At 69.7% G+C, this 18,996-nt stretch carries 15 protein-coding genes; 12 read left to right on the forward strand and 3 right to left on the reverse strand.

Annotated features, from left to right (window positions below; genetic code table 11):
- The first annotated feature begins 25 nt into the window (after positions 1-25).
- From DDQ50_RS05740 to DDQ50_RS05750, 3 genes are read left to right on the forward strand one after another with little or no spacing between them, the layout of a single operon-like run.
- Entirely contained in the window at positions 26-955 is a 930-nt protein-coding gene (locus tag DDQ50_RS05740; RefSeq protein ID WP_116755692.1) for a hypothetical protein, read from the forward strand.
- Entirely contained in the window at positions 952-3,204 is a 2,253-nt protein-coding gene (locus tag DDQ50_RS05745; RefSeq protein WP_116755693.1) for an HAD-IB family hydrolase, read from the forward strand. The genes DDQ50_RS05740 and DDQ50_RS05745 overlap by 4 nt, the downstream gene beginning before the upstream one ends.
- Before the next feature lie 10 nt (positions 3,205-3,214).
- Entirely contained in the window at positions 3,215-4,009 is a 795-nt protein-coding gene (locus tag DDQ50_RS05750) for a ferritin family protein (protein WP_116755694.1), read from the forward strand.
- Between the two features lie 72 nt (positions 4,010-4,081).
- On the opposite strand, the gene DDQ50_RS05755 is transcribed toward DDQ50_RS05750, so the two are convergent.
- On the reverse strand, positions 4,082-5,605 hold the full coding sequence (locus tag DDQ50_RS05755) for an amino acid permease (protein WP_116755695.1): 1,524 nt from the start codon (positions 5,603-5,605) through the stop codon (positions 4,082-4,084).
- Between the two features lie 265 nt (positions 5,606-5,870).
- Between DDQ50_RS05755 and DDQ50_RS05760 the strand changes: the two genes are divergently transcribed.
- From DDQ50_RS05760 to DDQ50_RS05785, 6 genes are all read left to right on the forward strand, one after another.
- A complete protein-coding gene (locus DDQ50_RS05760) occupies positions 5,871-7,259 on the forward strand; it encodes a glutamine synthetase family protein (protein WP_116755696.1) in 1,389 nt (462 codons plus the stop codon).
- Positions 7,240-7,974 carry a gamma-glutamyl-gamma-aminobutyrate hydrolase family protein gene (locus DDQ50_RS05765; protein ID WP_116755697.1) on the forward strand — a complete coding sequence of 245 codons (735 nt, stop codon included), beginning with the start codon at positions 7,240-7,242 and terminating at the stop codon, positions 7,972-7,974. The genes DDQ50_RS05760 and DDQ50_RS05765 overlap by 20 nt, the downstream gene beginning before the upstream one ends.
- Before the next feature lie 40 nt (positions 7,975-8,014).
- Positions 8,015-9,370, forward strand: coding sequence for an aldehyde dehydrogenase family protein (locus tag DDQ50_RS05770; RefSeq protein ID WP_116755698.1), 1,356 nt, complete (start codon positions 8,015-8,017; stop codon positions 9,368-9,370).
- Positions 9,371-9,439: 69 nt separating this feature from the next.
- Entirely contained in the window at positions 9,440-10,228 is a 789-nt protein-coding gene (locus DDQ50_RS05775) for a 3-oxoacyl-ACP reductase (protein WP_116755699.1), read from the forward strand.
- Positions 10,229-10,349: 121 nt separating this feature from the next.
- Entirely contained in the window at positions 10,350-11,099 is a 750-nt protein-coding gene (locus tag DDQ50_RS05780) for a FadR/GntR family transcriptional regulator (RefSeq protein WP_116755700.1), read from the forward strand.
- Positions 11,100-11,289: 190 nt separating this feature from the next.
- Complete coding sequence (locus DDQ50_RS05785; protein ID WP_377940290.1) at positions 11,290-12,561, forward strand: mechanosensitive ion channel family protein; 1,272 nt, start codon at positions 11,290-11,292, stop codon at positions 12,559-12,561.
- A 307-nt stretch (positions 12,562-12,868) separates the two neighbouring features.
- On the opposite strand, the gene DDQ50_RS05790 is transcribed toward DDQ50_RS05785, so the two are convergent.
- Together DDQ50_RS05790 and DDQ50_RS17025 are read right to left on the reverse strand one after the other, a co-directional pair.
- Positions 12,869-13,327, reverse strand: a complete 459-nt coding sequence (locus DDQ50_RS05790) for a hypothetical protein (RefSeq protein WP_116755701.1) — start codon at positions 13,325-13,327, stop codon at positions 12,869-12,871.
- Positions 13,328-13,329: 2 nt separating this feature from the next.
- A complete protein-coding gene (locus DDQ50_RS17025) occupies positions 13,330-13,518 on the reverse strand; it encodes a hypothetical protein (protein ID WP_133245922.1) in 189 nt (62 codons plus the stop codon).
- Between the two features lie 123 nt (positions 13,519-13,641).
- Between DDQ50_RS17025 and DDQ50_RS05795 the strand changes: the two genes are divergently transcribed.
- From DDQ50_RS05795 to DDQ50_RS05805, 3 genes are read left to right on the forward strand one after another with little or no spacing between them, the layout of a single operon-like run.
- Positions 13,642-14,229, forward strand: coding sequence for a TetR/AcrR family transcriptional regulator (locus DDQ50_RS05795; RefSeq protein ID WP_240614245.1), 588 nt, complete (start codon positions 13,642-13,644; stop codon positions 14,227-14,229).
- 25 nt (positions 14,230-14,254) lie between these two features.
- Complete coding sequence (locus DDQ50_RS05800; protein WP_165829713.1) at positions 14,255-17,128, forward strand: MMPL family transporter; 2,874 nt, start codon at positions 14,255-14,257, stop codon at positions 17,126-17,128.
- Positions 17,125-18,981, forward strand: a complete 1,857-nt coding sequence (locus tag DDQ50_RS05805; RefSeq protein WP_165829714.1) for a YhgE/Pip domain-containing protein — start codon at positions 17,125-17,127, stop codon at positions 18,979-18,981. Before DDQ50_RS05800 ends, DDQ50_RS05805 begins: the two co-directional genes overlap by 4 nt.
- Positions 18,982-18,996 lie beyond the last annotated feature (15 nt).

Here is an 18,996-nt window from a genome sequence, read left to right on the forward strand (position 1 = left end):
ATATGAACGTTACGGGAGAGCTTTCATGACGCGCGCCACAGCACCGCGTCCCCCCGCCGGTGAGTCGGATTCCGACGCGGACGACCTCGTCCCAGGCGCCGAGTTCAATGTGCGCGAGTTCGCGCGCACCGCCGTCGGCAGTCACCGGCCCGGGCTCGACCTCGAGGTCTACGCGACCGATCCGCTCGACGATCGCACGCTCGACCTCGTCGCCTACCTCGCGCGCCTCGAGCACTCGACCATGCGTCACCTCCGCAGCGTCCTCGTCACGCCGACCCACAAGGACGCCCGTGTGACCGCGTTCCTCGTCACCTGGGCGTACGAGAAGTACTGGATCGCCGACGCGCTCGAAGCTGTCCTCGACGCCCACCCGTCCTACGAGGCAGCGGCAGCGGGGCGCCTCGGACCCCTCGCCCGGTTCTGGCACTCCCTCGCCGAGCGGGTGGAGCCGATCCACGAGTCGGTCATCGCCAACGCGATCGGCGAGGACGTCGTCGCCGTGCACTCCGCCACCGGAGCGGTCGACGAATGGGTCACCCGCGCGGCGTTCGTCTCGCTCGCCGAGCAGGCCGACCACGAGTCGTTCCGCGCGCTGCTCGAGCAGCTCGCGGAGGTGAAGGCCCGCCACGAGCTGTTCTGGTCGCTGCAGTCCCGCGACCGGCTGAAACGATCCCCGACGGCATCGGATCTCGCGCGCCGCCGACTCGCCCGCGCCCAACTGCCGCTCGGTGCCATCGACGAGTCCCCGGACGCGACGAGGCGCTTCTACGCGGCCCTCATCAGCGACGACACGATCGCGACCATCGACGGCCGCATCGACGAGCTGCCCGGCCTCGCCGGTCTGCGCCTGCTCGAGCGATCCGCCCGGGAGACGCCCCGCCGCGGCGGCCTCGAGGGCATCGCATCCTGGATCGGCCGCGTCGCGGCCGACCTGACGACAAGACGGCGAGCATGAACCCCGACCTCGGCAAGGCCCACATCCTGCTCACCGGCGCGACGGGATTCGTCGGACAGGCGGTGCTCGAGCGACTGCTGACCGACCACCCCGAGACCACGATCTCGGTGATCGTCCGGGCCAAGGGATCGACTCCCGCCCAGGCGCGCGTCGACAAGCTGATCCGCAAGGCCGTGTTCCGCCCCTGGCGCGAACGCGTCGGCGACGAGGAGGCGGCCCGGATCCTCGCGGAACGGGTGCGCGTCATCGAAGGCGACCTCGACTCGGTCGAGCAGCTGCCGGGGGACCTCGACATCGTCCTGCACGGAGCATCCACCGTCAGCTTCGATCCGCCCATCGACAAGGCCTTCGACACGAACGTCGGGGGAGCGACGGGTCTCTACGGCGCGCTCGCCGCATCGGGCTCCGATCCGCACGTCGTGCACATCTCGACCGCGTACGTGAACGGGGCCCGCAAGGGGCTCGTGACCGAGAACGCCGTCGACCACCAGGTGGACTGGCGGCTCGAGCACTCGATCGCCCAGCAGGCGAGGGAGCGGGTCGAGTTCGACTCCCGGCAGCCCGAAACGCTCCGCCGCTTCATCCACTCCGCCCGCCAGCAGCACGGCAAGGTCGGCCCGCGCGCCGTCGCCGAGGCGGCTGAGACGCTGCGCCGCGAGTTCGTCGACGCCGAACTCGTCGACCACGGCCGATCGCGTGCCGAGAGCCTCGGCTGGACCGACGTCTACACGCTCACCAAGGCGCTCGCCGAGCGCGTCGCGGAGGAGCAGTGGGCGGGTGCCGGCCACCGGCTGTCGGTCGTGCGCCCCTCGATCATCGAGAGCGCCGTCAGTCATCCCTACCCCGGCTGGATCGACGGGTTCAAGGTCGCCGATCCGCTGATCCTCGCCTACGGCCGCGGTCAGCTCCCCGAGTTCCCCGGGGTGCCCGACAGCGTGCTCGACGTCGTGCCCGTCGACCACGTCGTCAACGCGATCCTCGCCGTCGCAGCGAGCCCGGAGGAGCCGGGCCGGGCGCAGTACTTCCACGTCGCATCGGGCGCTCGCAATCCGCTCCCGTTCCACCGGATGTACGAGAACGTCAAGGAGTTCTTCACCGCCAACCCGATCCCGGCGGAGGGCGGCCCCGTCGAGGTGCCGAGCTGGCGGTTCCCCGGCGGCCGCAAACTCGAACGCGAACTCGGCCAGCGCGTTCGGCGCTCCCGCGCCGCGGAACGCGTCGTCACGCATCTGCCCGCGACACCGCTCACCCGCAAATGGCTCGACCAGATCGAGACGGGCAAGCACGAGCTCGAACTGCTGCGCAGCTATTCGGACCTGTACCGGGCCTACGTGCAGACCGAGATCATCTTCGACGTCTCGCGCACGCACGCCCTCCACGAGAGCCTGCCCGATGATCTCCGCGACGACCGCGGGTTCGACGTCGACACCATCGACTGGGAGCACTACCTCCAGGGCGTGCACTTCCCGTCGATCACCTCGCTGACCCGGGCGTTCGCCGATCGCGGCTCGGCGTCGGCGCGCACGGCGAAGCCGCTGCCGCAGCGCTCGGACGTCGTCGCGGTCTTCGACCTCGAGGGCACGGTCCTCGAGGCGAACCTGATCGAGCAGTACCTGATGCTGCGGCTCGCGGACCGGGCCGCCGTGCTCTGGCCGCGGGAGGCGGCGCGTCTCCTCGCCACGTTCCCCAAGTACGTCGCGGCCGAGAGACGGGACCGGGGCGAGTTCATCCGCACCCTCCTCCGCCTCTACAAGGGCATGAAGGTCGCCGACATCCGCCGACTCGTCGAGGGACGGGTGGGGCGCCAGCTGCAGGCGCGACTCCTCCCCGACGCCCTCGCCCGCGTCGCGGAGCACCGCAAGGCGGGGCACCGCACCGTGCTCGTCACCGGCGGGATCGATCTGCTGACCGCCCCCGTGGCGGAGTATTTCGACGAGGTGGTCGCCGGTCGTATGCACGAACGCGACGGCGTGCTCACCGGATACCTCGACCGTCCGCCCCTCGTCGACGAGTCGCGGGCCGCCTGGCTGCGGCACTACGCCGATGAGCACGGCGTCGACCTCGCGCGGTCGTATGGTTACGGCGACAGCCTCGCCGATCGATCCTGGCTGCAACTGGTCGGGAATCCGACCGCGGTGAACCCGGATGCCGCGCTGTACCGCTTCGCGCGGGGCAAGCGGTGGGACGTCGCGGAATGGACCAAGTCCAGATCCGACTCCGCTCCGAACCACATCGACAACCTCCGCTGAACGGGGAACCATGGCATTCGACATCGACGACTACACCGCGACATCCGAGAGCGTCGGCTGGGAGGACCTCGACTTCGAGGCCTTCAAGACCGACCCGCTGCCCGAGCAGACGCTCCGCAGCCTCCGGTACATGTGCGACGTCGAGTACCACACGGTCTGCTACCTGAGGGACCTGCTGGTCACCCCGTCGCACAAGGAGCGCGACGTGTCCGCCTTCATGACCATGTGGAACCGCGAGGAGTTCTGGCACGGCGAGGCGCTCGCCCACGTGCTGGGCCTGCACGGCATCACCGTCGACTTCGACGAGCTCAAGGCCAAGCGCCTCAAGCTCGGCTGGCGCGACAAGCTCGGGCCGCTGCGCCAGTCCATCCTGGGCAACGTGGTCGGCAACGACTTCGTCGCCGTGCACATGAGCTGGGGCGCCGCCAACGAGTGGAGTGCCGTCGCGGCCTACCGTCGCCTCGCCAAGCTCGAATCGCACCCGACACTGTCGCCCCTCCTCCAGCGCATCGCCCAGCAGGAGACCCGCCACGTCGCGTTCTACGCCTCGCAGGCACGCGACCGGCTGGAGAAGAGCAAGGTCGCGCAGAAGCTGACCCGCCTCGCGCTGCAGAACGCCTGGGGACCGGTCGGCTCCTCCATCTCCGCGCCCGAGGACGTCACCCACGTCATGAAGCACCTGTTCGGCAGCGAGGAGGGCATGAAAGAGGTCCGTCGCATCGACTCGAACATCGCCAAGCTGCCCGGCATGGACGGCCTCACGATCGTCGCCGACTCCCTCGCGAAGCGGGGCGTCGCCGCCTAGCGCGCCGAGTTGCCCACTTCGGGCAGTGTTCTCGCAGGAGGACTCCCCGAAGTGGGCAAATCGGCGTCAGGCCTACAGGTCTTTCGGGGTGACGTCGCCGTAGCCCTCGACCTGCGGATCGCGGTGGAGGCCGCCGGTCATGGCGTACTCCTCCTCGGGCGACAGGACCAGGCGGTGCCGGCCCCAGACCGCGAAGACGACGAGGCCGATCACGTAGAGCACCGCGATCGCGACGATCGCCGGCCGGAACGCCTCGTTCAGCAGGAAGCCGAGGAAGATCAGCAGCGCGATCACACCGGCCACGACGGCACCCGCGACTCCCACGGGGCTCTTGTAGGGACGCGCCGCGTCGGGGAACTTCCGCCGGAGCACGATGAACGACACCATCTGCAGGATGTAGGCGAGCACCGCGCCCCAGACCGCGATGTTGAGCACGATCGCGCCGGCGGCTCCACCCGATCCGCCCGTCGCGTCGACGACGACGAGGGCGAGGAAGCCGATCACCGCGCCGACGACGAGAGCGACCCACGGCGTCTGGTGGCGCTTGCCGGTCAGCGACAGGAAGCGCGGGTAGTAGCCGGCGCGGGAGAGCGAGAACATGTTGCGTCCGTAGGCGAACATGATGCCCTGCAGCGACGCCAGCAGTCCGATCAGGGCGAACAGGGCCAGCACGCCGGCCAGCTCATCGGGCATGAAGGCGCGGAACCCGTCGAGCAGCGGCTCGCCCGACTCGCCCGCCGCGCTCGATCCGATCGCGGCCGTGTTGAAGAACAGGACGGCGGCACCCGTGACGACGAGGGTGATCATGCCCCAGATGCCCGCACGCGGTATGTCCTTCTCGGGGTTGTGCGCCTCCTCCGCGGCGAGCGGCAGCTCCTCGATGCCGAGGAAGAACCACATCGCGAACGGCAGGGCGAACAGGATGGGCACGACTCCGAAGGGCAGGAACTCGGACTGTCCGGGGTCGGGAGCGATGTCGAAGAGCGAGTCGACGTCGACGGCGCCCGCCGCGATGACCGAGACGACGAAGACGCCGAGGATGGCGATCGAGATGATCGAGACGACGATCGCGAAGCGGAAGCCGACGGCCGCGCCGAGCGAGTTGAGGCCCACGAAGACGGCGTAGAGGATGACCCACCAGAGCCAGAGTGGGATGCCCCCGCCGAAGAACGCCTGCGTCACCCCGTCCGCGTACGAGGCCGAGAAGTAGACGACGACCGCGGTGGTGGCGACGTACTCGATGGTCTCGGCGAAGCCCGTGATGAAGCCGCCCCACGGGCCGAGCGCCGCGCGGGCGAAGGAGTAGGCGCCGCCGGTGTGCGGCATCGCCGCCGACATCTCGCCGATCGAGAAGAGCATGCCGAAGTACATGATCACGACCAGCACGAACGCGATCGACATGCCGCCGAATCCGGCCGAGGCGAGGCCGAAGTTCCACCCCGAGAAGTCGCCGGAGATGACCGCGGCGATTCCGATGCCCCAGATCCCCCAGAACCCGGCGGTGCGCTTGAGGCCTCGCTTCTCGAAGTAGCCCTCCTCCGCAGCGGTATAGGTGACTCCTCCGCTCGAGGTGGGGGTCTTGGCGGTGTCGGTCATGGCGCTCCCTGCTGGCTTGCGACGGTGGAACCGGAATCGCACCGTCGGGTGGAGAACTGCGAGTGTTCGGTGCCGATGCTGCACTCGCGGGGAGGCGCGGGGGCGCACGTCGCGAGTACCCAGAGCATGCTGGCTATTGGTACCGCGCGTCCACCATTGGATGTAAACAGCGCGTAAATTCAGAGCCCGTTTCGCGCCACGCGGCTGTGGTGTAATGGTCGACATTCGCGCATCCGCCCGGTGCGCGAGACGAGAGGATGTCTCCATGTCGACAGCCCCGGCCCGGCCCGCACTCGGTACCGGCAACCTGACCCTCGACAGGCTCTACGAGCTGATCGACGAGGGCGCGATCGACACCGTGATCGTCGCCTTCACCGATATGCAGGGCCGTCTCGTCGGCAAGCGCGTCGCCGCCCGGCTTTTCCGCGAGGAGATCGCGGGCCACGGCGCGGAGGCCTGCAACTACCTGCTGGCCGTCGACGTCGAGATGAACACCGTCGCCGGCTACTCGATGTCGTCGTGGGAGCGCGGATACGGCGATATGGCGCTGATCCCCGACATCGACACCCTGCGCCTCGCGCCATGGCTGCCGGGCAGTGCCATCGTCACGGCCGACCTGCAGTGGCTCGACGGAGCGCCCGTCGTGCAGTCGCCGCGTCAGATCCTGCTCGCCCAGATCGAGCGTCTCGCCGAGATGGGCCTCACGCCCTACGTGGGCACCGAGCTCGAGTTCATCGTCTTCGACAACAGCTTCCGCGAGGCGTGGGCAAAGGGGTACCGCGACCTCACCCCGGCAAGCGACTACAACATCGACTACGCGCTTCTCGCATCCACGCGCATGGAGCCGCTGCTGCGCGACATCCGCAACTCGATGGACGGCGCGGGCATGTACTGCGAGGGCGTCAAGGGCGAGTGCAACCTCGGCCAGCAGGAGATCGCATTCCGCTACGCGCATGCGCTCACGACATGCGACAACCACTCAATCTACAAGAATGGCGCCAAGGAGATCGCCGATCGCCACGGCAAGGCGCTCACCTTCATGGCCAAGTTCAACGAGCGCGAGGGCAACTCGTGCCACATCCACCTCAGCGTCCGCGACGACGAGGGCGGCTTCCCGATGGCGGACAAGGAGCACCCCTACGGGTTCTCGAAGCTCATGGAGCACTTCATCGCCGGTCAGCTGGCCACGCTGCGCGAGATGTCGCTGTTCTTCGCCCCCAACATCAACTCGTACAAGCGCTATGCGCTCGGCAGCTTCGCCCCGACAGCCGTCGCATGGGGCCTCGACAACCGCACCTGCGCACTGCGCGTGGTGGGATCAGGTGCCTCCCTCCGGGTCGAGAACCGCGTGCCCGGCGGCGACGTCAACCAGTACCTGGCCGTCGCCGCGCTGATCGCGGGCGGCATCCACGGGATCGAGAACGAACTCGAACTCGAGCCGATCTTCGAGGGCAACGCCTACGAGAGCGACAAGCCCCGGGTGCCGTCGACTCTGCGCGACGCCGCCGAGCTGTTCTCGCAGTCGGCCGTCGCGCGTGCCGCTTTCGGCGACGAGGTCGTCGACCACTACCTCAACAACGCGCGCGTCGAGCTCGCGGCATTCGACTCGGCCGTGACCGACTGGGAGAGGGTCCGTGGCTTCGAGCGCTTCTGACACCCGTCCCCCGCTGATCGGGCTGACCAGCTACCTCGAGCAGGCGAGCCAGGGAGTCTGGAACTACCGGGCCGCCCTGCTCCCCGAGGTGTACCTGATCGCGGTCCGCGAGGCGGGTGGCATCCCGGTGCTGCTGCCGCCGCACAGCCCCGACCCCGAGGCCGTCGGGCGCGTGCTCGACGGCATCGACGCGCTCGTGCTCACCGGCGGCGCCGACGTCGATCCCGCGCTGTACGGCGCCGATCGGCACGAGCGCACCCAGGATCCGCGGCACGACCGCGACGCCTGGGAGAGTGCGCTGCTCGCGGCGGCGATCGATCGGGACATGCCGTTCCTCGCGATCTGCCGTGGCGCGCAGCTGCTCAACGTGACCCTCGGCGGCACCCTGCACCAGCACCTCCCGGACGTGGTCGGATCCGAGAAGTACCAGCCCGCACCCGCGGTGTTCGGCACCGTCGACGTCGAGGTCCAGCACGGCAGTCGCCTGCAGCGGCTGCTCGGTTCCGTCGGCGACCGGCTGACCGTTCACGCCTACCACCACCAGGCCGTCGACCGGGTCGCCGAACCGCTGCTCGTCTCGGCGCGCAGCGACGACGGCGTCATCGAGGCGCTCGAGCTGCCCTCCGCCCGGTTCGGGGTCGGCGTGCAGTGGCATCCCGAAGAGGACGCGGCCGACCGGCGACTCTTCACCGCGCTCGTCGACGCCGCTCGATGACGGATCGGGCCGTTCGATGACAGATCAGGAGAACGCACGAGTGACGTCGATAACCCTCATCAACCCCGCCGACGAGACCATGATCGGCGAGGTCGACCTCAACTCCGTCGACGAGGTCGACGCCGCGGTCGCCAAGGCGGTCGTCGCGCAGAGGCTCTGGGCGGCACTCGCGCCCTCCGAGCGTGCGGGAGCCCTGCGGGCCTTCGCCGCCGCCGTCGACCTCGACATCGAGCACCTCGCCCGGCTCGAGGTCGAGAACTCGGGTCACCCGATCGCCTCCGCGCGGTGGGAGGCGGGGCACGTCCGCGACGTGCTGACCTACTACTCGGCAGCTCCCGAGCGGCTGCTCGGCAGCCAGATCCCGGTCGCGGGCGGGCTCGACATCACCTTCCACGAGCCGATCGGCGTCGTCGGCATCATCGTGCCCTGGAACTTCCCCATGACGATCGCCGCATGGGGTTTCGCCCCGGCTCTGGCGGCAGGCAACGCCGTCATCCTGAAGCCCGCTGAATGGACGCCCCTGACCGCGCTGCGGCTGGGCGAGCTCGCCCGTCGGTCCGGGCTGCCCGAAGGTCTCTTCACCGTGCTGCCCGGCCGCGGCGACGTGGTCGGGACGCGCTTCGTCACCCACCCCGACATCCGCAAGGTCGTCTTCACCGGCTCGACCGCGGTCGGCAAGAAGGTCATGGCGGGCTGCGCCGAGCAGGTCAAACGCGTCACCCTTGAGCTGGGCGGCAAGAGCGCCAACATCGTCTTCGCCGATGCCGACCTCGAGCTCGCAGCGACGAGCGCGCCCGGCGCCGTCTTCGACAACTCGGGGCAGGACTGTTGCGCGCGCAGTCGGATCCTGGTCGAGCGCAGCGTGTTCACCCGATTCCTCGAGAAGTTCGAGGTCGCGGTGGGTCGGTTTCGCGTCGGCGATCCCCTGCACGACGCGACCCAGATGGGTCCGCTCGTCTCCGCGGCGCATTTCGACCGTGTCGGCTCGTTCCTCGACGGGGTCGACGTCGCCTTCACCGGAGCCGCGCCCTCGGGCCCGGGCTACTGGATGCCTCCGACCGTCGTGCTTCCGAAGAGCCTCGACGACCGGATCGTCCGCGAGGAGGTCTTCGGGCCCGTCGTCGCGGTCATCCCGTTCGACACCGAGGAGGACGCAATCCGCATCGCGAACGCCACCGAGTACGGGCTCGCCGGGTCGATCTTCACCCAGAACCTGTCCCGCGGAATCCGCGTCTCCCGCGCCGTCCAGGCCGGCAACCTGTCGGTCAATTCCCACTCGTCGGTGCGCTACTCGACCCCGTTCGGCGGGGTGAAGCAGTCGGGTCTCGGGCGCGAGCTCGGCCCCGACGCGCCGTTCGCCTTCACCGAGACCAAGAACGTCTTCTACGCCACCTGATCCGCCGGCGTCCCCGCGGGGACGCCGCTGCCAACCCGCCGCACCCTGCACCTCCGGAAGGACCCGTCCATGGCCATCGCCCCTCTCGACCTCACCCAGCGTCTGCGCGACCGCGTCGCCGTCATCACCGGAGGCGCGAGCGGGATCGGCCTCGCCACCGCCCGCCGGTTCGCGGCCGAGGGAGCGAAGGTCGTGATCGGCGACGTCGATCCGACGACGGGTGAGAGCGCGGCCGCCGAGGTCGGCGGGCTCTTCGTGCAGGTCGATGTCGCCGACGAGGCGCAGGTCAACGCGCTCTTCGACACCGCGGTGGAGACCTACGGATCGCTCGACATCGCCTTCAACAACGCGGGCATCTCACCGGCCGACGACGACTCGATCGAGACCACCGAGCTGCCCGCATGGGATCGGGTGCAGGAGGTCAACCTCAAGTCGGTCTACCTCTGCTCGCGCGCGGCACTGCGCCACATGGTTCCGCAGGGGAGCGGCTCGATCATCAACACCGCCTCCTTCGTCGCGATCCTCGGGTCGGCGACCAGCCAGATCTCCTACACGGCGTCGAAGGGCGGTGTGCTCGCGATGACCCGGGAGCTCGGCGTGCAGTTCGCCCGGCAGGGCATCCGCGTCAACGCCCTCTGCCCAGGCCCCGTGAACACCCCGCTGCTCAAGGAGCTGTTCGCGAAGGACCCCGAGCGCGCTCAGCGCCGCCTCATCCACGTGCCCGTCGGACGCTTCGCCGAGCCTGACGAGCTGGCAGCCGCCGTCGCGTTCCTCGCCAGCGACGACGCCTCGTTCATCACCGCATCGAGCTTCGTGGTCGACGGCGGCATCACCTCCGCCTACGTCACCCCGCTATGACCCGCGCGGCGCCGCCTCCCTCTGCGCACATCGTCGAGATGGATAGACCAGAGGCCTGTTTCGCCTCGGTGTCGGGCGATCCGCGGCGTGATCTCCTCGATTCGTGCAGGGGAGGGGGGAGATGAGCGACCCGCGGGAGCCCGTCGGGGCCGTCGACGACGTGCTCTTCCGTCCGGTCCGCAGCGGCAACGCGTTCGAGGACACTGTGCAGCGCCTGCTGCAGACCGTCCGGCTCGGGGTCGTCGCGCCGGGGGAGTCGCTGCCGCCCGAGCGCGACCTGGCCGCGCGTCTCGGCGTCAGTCGCGACACCGTGCGCGACGCGATCCGCGCCCTGTCGGATGCCGGCTACCTCGTCGCGCGCCGCGGCCGTTACGGGGGAACCTTCGTCAGCGATGAGCCGCCGACCGGGCTTCACCCGGGATCCGGATCGACGCTTCCCTCCGACCCGTCGCGCAGCGCTGCCGAGATCGACGACGTGCTCGGGCTGCGCGACATCCTCGAGCCCGGCGCGGCTCGGGCCGCCGCCGCGCGCACCCTCAGCGCCACCGACCGAGAGCTGCTCTGGAGCAAGCTGCTCGAGACCGCGGCCTCCGGGGTCGACGACTACCGGCGCACCGACTCGCGGCTGCACCTCGCCATCGGCGAGCTCGCGGGCATCCCGTCCCTGCTTCCTCTGCTCGTCGAGAACCGCTCGCGCGTGACCGCCCTCCTCGATGAGATCCCGCTGCTCGAGCGCAACATCCGGCACTCGAACGAGCAGCACGAGCTCGTCGTCACCGCCATCCTCCGCGGCGACCCCGATGCGGCCGAGCGGGCCATGGCCGAGCACCTCTCCGGCTCCGCGGCGCTCCTGCGCGGCTTCCTCGGCTGAACCTATCCGTTCTCACCCGATCCGATCGACTTCGCTGGGCAGGACCCTCCCGTATTCGCGACGCTGAGTGAGGGCTCCATAAGGCACGCCGCGCGGGGGCGGCTGAGTCGGCGCTCAGACCCGTCGATCAGACTGGATCCCATCCTTCGGCGACGGAGCCGTTCCATCCACCGAACCGGAAGGACTCAGTTTGCTCCGCACACTGACCGACCCTCTCGTCGCCGCCGGCGACGTCTTCTCGAACGTCTGGGCCCGCGCGGGCGTGTTCACCGCCATCGGAATCGTCGTGGCCGTCATCGTGACCGCCATCATCGGCTTCGTTTTCCGCTGGATCGCACGGAAGCGGCGCTGGGAGGACCGGGACATCGCGGCGCTGCGGCGACCGTTCCGCGTGTTCGCGATCGTCATCGCGGTCTGGACGGCGCTCGAGGTGGCGCAGTTCCCGGGAACCGTGCCGACGGACAGCGGGCAGGGCCCGCTGTCGCACCTCTTCGTCGTCCTGTCGATCCTCGCGGGCGCCTGGTTCGTCTCGCGGATCGTCACATTCCTCGTCGACCTGTCGCTCGGCCGCTACCGCACCGATGTGCGCGACAACAGGGTCGCGCGGCGCATCCGAACGCAGATCCTCATCCTCCGCCGGCTCGCGATCGCCGCGATCGTCATCATCGCCCTCGGCGCGATCCTGCTCACGTTCCCCGGCGCACGCGCGGCGGGGGCCAGCCTGCTCGCATCGGCCGGGCTCGTCTCGGTGATCGCCGGTCTTGCGGCTCAGTCGGCGCTCGCGAATGTGTTCGCGGGTATCCAGCTCGCCTTCAACGGCGCCATCCGGGTCGACGACGTCGTCATCGTTGAGGAGGAGTGGGGGCGGATCGAGGAGATCACGCTGACCTACGTCGTCGTGCACATCTGGGACGACCGGCGCATGGTGCTGCCCTCGACCTACTTCACGACCACCCCGTTCCAGAACTGGACGCGCAAGAACAGCGAGCTGCTCGGGGCCGTCGAGTTCGATCTCGACTGGCGGGTCACACCCGCCGAGATGCGGGAGGAGATGCACCGCGTCCTCGACCGGACCGAGCTGTGGGACAAGCGCGTCGCCGTGCTGCAGGTCACCGACGCGGTCGGCGGCTACGTCCGTGTGCGCATCCTGGTCACCGCCATCGATGCGCCGACGCTGTTCGATCTGCGCTGCTACCTGCGCGAGGAGCTCGTCGCCTGGCTGCACGAGACGAGCCCGCAGTCGATTCCGCGCACGCGGGTGCAGATGGTCGAGGCCGACGCGGCGAAGCGGAAAGCGCCGGCTCGCGCGTCGACGGAGGTGCACAACGACGACCGCTCGCTCTTCGCGGGCGACGCGGCGGCGGAGAAGCGCGCCAGCCAGTTCACCGGCCCGATCAGCGTCCTCACCCCGGACGAGATCGAGCAGGCGAGGGCCCGCCGCCCGGGCGAGGGCGACATCTGAAACCGACCCGCCCCACACTCAGGTAGGGCGTTCCGGGCGAACGCGCACGTTGCGGCCGGCCCGAGGCGCCGGAACGTGCGCGTCAGATCGGATATTCAGGGTGCGTACGCGCGTTTCGTCGTGAGCACGTGCCCGAAGTATCCGCATGAGCCCGGAACAAATGTCCTCGTCACGGGATTGCGACTGCCGGCAAGATCTCCGAGCATTCGCCGCGCGCACGTTGCGGCGTGCGGGGCCCGCCGCAACGTGCGCGCTCGCCCGGAACGCCCGTCCCTGGGGGTGAGAGGGGGGCGATGGGGCGGAGTCGTCAGGAGTCGCGGGGTTTGCGCGGGGTGCGCTTGATCTGCTTCGTGACCGGCGGTTCCGTGTCCGCGATCTCCGGGGCCGTGAAGGCGACCGTGGGAGCCGTGTCCGTCGTCGGCACCTCGGCTGCGGGTGCCGGCGGGGGAGTCGGCTCGGTCACCGGGCGCGGCGCAGGGGCCGCCGGTGACGAGGTCGGAACGGTTGCCGGAACCGGTGCCGGGACAGCCGACGCGGGAGGAGCCGGGGCCGGTGCCGGTGCAGCCGACGCGGGAGGAGCCGGTGCCGTTGCCGGGGCTGCCAGCCTGTGCTGCTTCACATAGAGCTCGGCGGCCTTCGTCGCCACCAGCAGGAAGCGCACGAGCAGCACGACCAGCCCGATGAGGACGACGACGACGATCAGGGAGAACCCTGCGAACAGCACGTCGAGAACGTTCAGACCGAAGCGGTGACCCTCGAAGCCCATGTTCAGTCTTCCAGGGCCTGTTCCTGCGATTCGGCGCGCACCGTGCCGATGGCGATCGCGACGGTCAGCAACGAGGCGACGACGCTGAGGTAGAACCGCCAGTCACGCGGGCCGGCCTGTCCGGTCCGGAGGGTGGAGATCGAGCTCACGATCGCGCTGATGATCGAACCGTTCAACAAGTATTTGCGCACGTTGCGAGGCTACCGCCAAGCGATGCCCCGTCGAGGGGCGGTATCCCGGGACTTCGTGGGAATCAGCCGTGAGGGCTGACCGATCGTTCAGAAACCTGACCGATCGGACAGTACGCTGTCCGGGTGCCCAACACCTCTGCCGCCGACGTGCTGCGCGTCGCGCGGATGCTGTTCGCGATCGACGGATACGCGGCCACCTCGATCGGTCACATCGCCGAGGCGGCCGGTCTCTCCAAGTCGGCCGTGCTCTACCACTACTCCTCGAAAGAGGCTCTCCTCGAGGCGATCATCACGCCCGCGGTGGACGGGCTCGAGGGGGTCGTCGCGAGCTTCGCGCGCTCGGCCGACGCGGATCCCCGTCATGAGTTCGTCGAACCGTTCGTCGACTACCTGCTCGCGAACCGACTCGAGATGAGCATCTTCGTGAACCAGGGGCAGTCGCTCCGGGGGCTGCCCGTCATCGACCGTGCGAACGGTCTCGTGCAGCGACTGGGTGATGCCGTGTCGCTCGGGGTCGTCCGCATCGACGACCGCATACGCTTCGGAATGGCACTCGGGGGAGCCGCGTACACGGTGGTCGCCGCCATCAACTGGACCGACAACGCGCTTCCGAGCGCCGAACTCGAAGATGCCGACGAGGTCAGAGCTGCCCTCGTCGAGATCGTCACCGGCCTGCTCGTCGCCTCGCGCACGAGCGTCGCCGCCCACTGATCCGCACCGATCCCGAAAGCAGCTCATGGCTACCCTTCTCTACCGTCTCGGTCGCTGGTCCTACGCACGTCCGTGGCGGGTCGTCATCGCCTGGCTCGTGCTCGTCGGAGCCGTCGGCGGCATCGCCCTCGGGCTCGGCGGTTCGCTCAAGAACGCGTTCACCATCCCGGGCACCGAGTCGCAGCAGGCGATCGACAAGCTGGCCGCCGTGTTCCCGCAGACCGCGGGTGCGACCCTGCAGATCGTCTTCCAGGCGCCCGAGGGGGATTCCGTCGAGGACGAGCCCTACAAGACGGCCATCGAGGACTCGATCGACGCCGTGTCGAAGATCGACGGAGTCGAGGCGGCCACCTCGCCCTTCTCCGAGTACGCGGTCGAGGCGGTCTCGGACGACGGCAGGGTCGGGCTCGGTCAGGTCACCTTCACCGAGCAGCAGGACAACGTCACCGACGCGACCGTCGAGGACGTGCTGGCCACCGCGTCGATCGGGGAGGACGCCGGCCTCAACGTGCAGTACACCGGCGGGGTGCTGACCAGCACCAGCATCGGCGTCACCTGGATCGAGGGCGTCGGCGTCGTGTTCGCCGGCCTCGTCCTGGTCATCGCCTTCGGTTCCCTGCTGGCGGCCGGGATGCCCCTGCTCGTCGCCTTCGCCGGGGTCGGTGTCGCGATGAGCGGCCTGATCATCGCCGCCGCGTTCACCCCCGTCTCCTCGAGCGCACCGCTCCTCGGCCTGATGATCGGTCTCGCGGTCGGCATCGACTACTCGCTCTTCATCATCTCGAGGCACCGGAACCAGCTGGTCACCGATGTCAGTCCACAGGACTCGGTCGGGATCGCGGTGGCGACGGCCGGAAGCGCGGTCGTCTTCGCCGGCATCACGGTCATCATCGCGCTCCTCGGCCTGCTCGTCGTCGGCATCCCGTTCCTCTCGGTCATGGGTCTCGGAGCCGCGGGAACAGTCCTCATGGCCGTTCTCGCCTCGGTCACGCTCCTGCCCGCGCTCCTCGGCTTCGCGGGCGAGCGGCTCCGGCCGAAGCCCGGTTCCCGCGCCCACCGCAGGGCGCTCGCGTCCCAGCCGGGCGCGACCGAGGTCAAGCCGGCCTTCGGCGCCCGCTGGGTGCGCGGCGTGCTCAAGGCGCCCATCCCGATCGCGATCGCCGTCATCGCCGTGCTCGGCTCGCTGCTGATCCCGGCTCTGCAGCTGCAGCTGAGCCTGCCCGACGCGGGTTCCCAGTCCGAGGACACCACCTCGCGTCAGGCCTACGACATCATCGCCGACGAGTTCGGGGCGGGGCGCAACGGTCCGCTCATCGTTCTCGTCGACATCACCCAGACGACCGACATCTTCGACGACCTCGACGCCATCGGCGCCCGGATCGCCGAGCTCCCCGACGTCGCCCGCGTCGGAGACGGCATCCCGAACGAGACGGTCGACACCGCGATCATCCAGGTCATCCCCGAGAGCGCACCCGACTCGCCCGAGACGACGAAGCTCGTCGAGAGCATCCGCGAGCTCGAGCCCGAGATCGCGGAGGAGTTCGACACCCCGATCCAGGTCACCGGTGCCACCGCCGTCTACAACGACATCTCGTCGACCCTGATGGCCGCGCTCATCCCGTTCGCGGCGATCGTCGTCGGGCTCTCGATCATCCTTCTGATGATGGTGTTCCGCTCCCTGTTCGTGCCGATCACCGCAGCGCTCGGCTTCCTGCTGTCGGTCGTCGCCGCGTTCGGCGCGGTGGTCGCGGTCTTCCAGCTCGGCTTCGGACTCGACCTGCTCCACATGGATCCCGGCCCCATCCTCAGCTTCCTGCCGATCATCCTGATAGCCGTGCTGTTCGGGCTCGCCATGGACTACCAGGTGTTCCTCGTCAGCGGGATGCGCGAGGAGTACATCCGCACGGGCAACGCCCGCGAGTCGGTCGCCACCGGTTTCGCTCACGCGGCCCGCGTGGTCACAGCGGCGGCGCTCATCATGTTCTTCGTCTTCTTCTCGTTCGTGCCCGAGGGCATCGACATGATCAAGCCGATCGCACTGGGGCTCGCCGTCGGGATCCTGGTCGACGCCTACCTCGTGCGGATGACCCTCATCCCCGCGCTCATGGCGCTCGCCGGCGACGCCGCGTGGTACCTGCCGAAGTGGCTCGACCGCCTGCTGCCCAACGTCGACATCGAGGGATCGAGCCTCGAGCACCACCGCGAGGGTCTCGAATGGGCGGAGACCCAGCACGGCGCGATGGTGAGCACCGAGCACCTGATCGTCGCGGGCGCGTCGCGCTCCATCGATTTCGCCGCTCCGGCCGGGGGACTGACCCTGCTCCTGTCGGAGGGGCCGCTGCGGCGCTCCCTCTTCGCCACTCTCGCAGGGCGTGCGGAGCCGGTCTCCGGTCGCGCCCAGGTCGCCGGGCGCCCGCTTCCGACCGACGCCTCGGCGGTATCGCGGATGGTCGCGATGGTCGACCCCGACATGATCGGAGCGGACCCCGACACCACGGTCGAGGACCTGCTGCGCGAGAGGTTCGCGCTGGCCGGATCGATGTTCACGGCAAGCGGTCGTCGCAAGGGCGTCCAGCCTCTGCTCGACCGGGTCGGTCGCGCGCTCGTCGCAGAGGGCCTCCCGCGCATCGACGCGGACGACCCCGCGGGGAGCCTCCATCCCGAAGCCCGGCTCGCCCTGGCGACCGCTCTCGCGGTGGCGTCGGGAGCCTCGGTGCTCACCGTCGACTTCGCCGACGCGTCGGGTGCGGCGCTGGAGCGCGACATCCGGATCGTCTCCGCCATCGTCCCCGCGTCGGCCACCGTCATCGGCGGCATCTCCGCCGCCATCCATCCCCAGGTCATCTCCGGCCGCCCCACCGCGGTGGCCGACATCGAGCGAAAGGCGGTGCTCTCATGACGAGCACGACTTCGCGCCGCCTCAGGCGGTCACTTCTCGTCACCGGGCTCGTCCTGGTGCCCCTCGCCGTCGTCGGCCTCTTCGCCGGCGCGACCGCTGCGGTCGGCAGCGAGGGCTCCCGAGTCCCCGCCGCCATCGTGAACGAGGACGAGTTCGTCACCCAGACCGCCGCCGACGGCACCGAGACCCAGGTCCTCGCCGGGCGGCTGCTCGTCACCCAGCTCACCGCGGGAGACCCCGACGACGGCGCCGCGTCGTCGATCTTCGACTGGCACGTCGAAGGCGCCGACGAGGCCGAGGCCGCCCTGAAGGCGGGCGAGGTCTACGCGGTCATCACGATCCCGAGCGACTTCTCGAAGTCGGTCGTCTCGCTCTCGACCGACGACCCGGTGCAGGCGCAGATCAGCCTCCAGACCGACGACTCGCACGGTTACCTCACCGGGCCGCTCACCTCGGCGCTCGGCGACGGCCTCGCGGCGATCTTCGGGACCGAGCTGTCCAAGCAGTACATCGCGGGTCTCGTCGGCGGGACCGGGTCGATCGCCGGTTCCCTCACCGAGGCGGCCGATGGGGCCACGCAGCTCCAGACCGGCGCCCGCAGCCTCGGCGACGGCCTCACCCAGGCCGCCGGCGGCATCACGCAGGCTCAGTCGGGCGCCGGTGCGGTCGTCGACGGACTCGAGCAGTACACGGGCGGCGTCTCGAGCCTGAGCTCCGGACTGAACACGGCCGCCTCGAGCTCGTCGGGGCTGCAGGCGCTTCCGGCGGGGGTCAGCGCCTACACCGGCGGCGTCTCGCAGACAGCGACAGGCCTGAGCGACGCGATCGCCGCGCACAACGCCGGATTCATCTCCGATGCCGAGTTCGCGGCCGCCGTCGACAGCGTCTCGGCGGGGCTCAACGAGTTGTCCGCGCAGGGCCCGCAGCTCGTCGCGGGGGCCCAGGGGGCGGCCGCGCTGCAGACGGGTGTCGTCCAGTCGGCGGCAGGGGCATCTCAGCTGGCCGCGGGCGGCGCGCCCCTCGTGGCGGGCGTCGAGCAGCTGCAGAGCGGCCTGGGAGACCTCTCGGCGGGGATCGGTCAGTCCGCGGCGGGCGCGAACCAGCTCGCTGATGGCGCCGGTGCATTGGCGACCGGTCTCAACGAGGGGGCCGCCCAGGTGCCCGACTACACCGAGTCGCAGGTCGACCAGATCTCCGACGTGGCGTCGAGTCCCGTCGGGATCACCGCATCGCGCGAGAACGAGGTCAACAACATCCCGCAGATCGGCTCGACTCTGCTGGTTCCCGTCGGTCTGTGGATCGGCGCACTCGCGGTCTTCCTGCTGCTCGGCGCGCCCACCCGGCGCGTGCTCGCCTCGACGGCCGGCAGCGCCCGGATCGCCGTCGACTCGCTCGGCAAGGCTCTCGGCATCGTTGGGGTCCAGGCCGTCGCGCTCGTCGCGCTGCTGCATCTGGCGATCGGCGTCCCGTGGGAGTCGCTGCCGGCGACCCTGCCGTTCGCGCTGCTGATCGGCGTCGCGTTCGCCGCGATTGACGCCATGCTGACGACCCTGTTCGGACGGGTGGGCCTGGTGGTGTCGCTGGTGCTGCTCGCGCTGCAGCTGACGACGACAGGTGGTCTCTACCCGATCGAGCTGCTCTCGGAGCCGTTCCGCATCATCAGTCCGCTGCTGCCGGTGACCGGAGCGGTCGACGGGATGCAGGCGATCATCACGGGTGCCGGAGCCGGGGGAGTCATCGCCGGAGCACTGCCCCTGGTGGTCTGGGGTGCGCTGTCGGTGATCATCACCTTCATCGCGGTGGCCCGCAAACGCTCCGCCCGAGCGCTGGGCCTCGTCCCGCACCTGGCCTGATCCGGCGTCTGCACC

This window comes from Amnibacterium flavum (assembly GCF_003097495.1).
Taxonomy (GTDB): domain Bacteria; phylum Actinomycetota; class Actinomycetes; order Actinomycetales; family Microbacteriaceae; genus Naasia; species Naasia flava.

What these genes read in the sequence shown, in the direction of transcription:
- DDQ50_RS05740 (WP_116755692.1), top strand. Translation starts at nt 26, where the DNA reads ATGACGCGCGCCACAGCACCGCGTCCCCCCGCCGGTGAGTCGGATTCC.
- DDQ50_RS05745 (WP_116755693.1), top strand. Translation starts at nt 952, where the DNA reads ATGAACCCCGACCTCGGCAAGGCCCACATCCTGCTCACCGGCGCGACG.
- DDQ50_RS05750 (WP_116755694.1), top strand. Translation starts at nt 3,215, where the DNA reads ATGGCATTCGACATCGACGACTACACCGCGACATCCGAGAGCGTCGGC.
- DDQ50_RS05755 (WP_116755695.1), bottom strand. Translation starts at nt 5,605, where the DNA reads ATGACCGACACCGCCAAGACCCCCACCTCGAGCGGAGGAGTCACCTAT.
- DDQ50_RS05760 (WP_116755696.1), top strand. Translation starts at nt 5,871, where the DNA reads ATGTCGACAGCCCCGGCCCGGCCCGCACTCGGTACCGGCAACCTGACC.
- DDQ50_RS05775 (WP_116755699.1), top strand. Translation starts at nt 9,440, where the DNA reads ATGGCCATCGCCCCTCTCGACCTCACCCAGCGTCTGCGCGACCGCGTC.
- DDQ50_RS05780 (WP_116755700.1), top strand. Translation starts at nt 10,350, where the DNA reads ATGAGCGACCCGCGGGAGCCCGTCGGGGCCGTCGACGACGTGCTCTTC.
- DDQ50_RS05790 (WP_116755701.1), bottom strand. Translation starts at nt 13,327, where the DNA reads ATGGGCTTCGAGGGTCACCGCTTCGGTCTGAACGTTCTCGACGTGCTG.
- DDQ50_RS05800 (WP_165829713.1), top strand. Translation starts at nt 14,255, where the DNA reads ATGGCTACCCTTCTCTACCGTCTCGGTCGCTGGTCCTACGCACGTCCG.
- DDQ50_RS05805 (WP_165829714.1), top strand. Translation starts at nt 17,125, where the DNA reads ATGACGAGCACGACTTCGCGCCGCCTCAGGCGGTCACTTCTCGTCACC.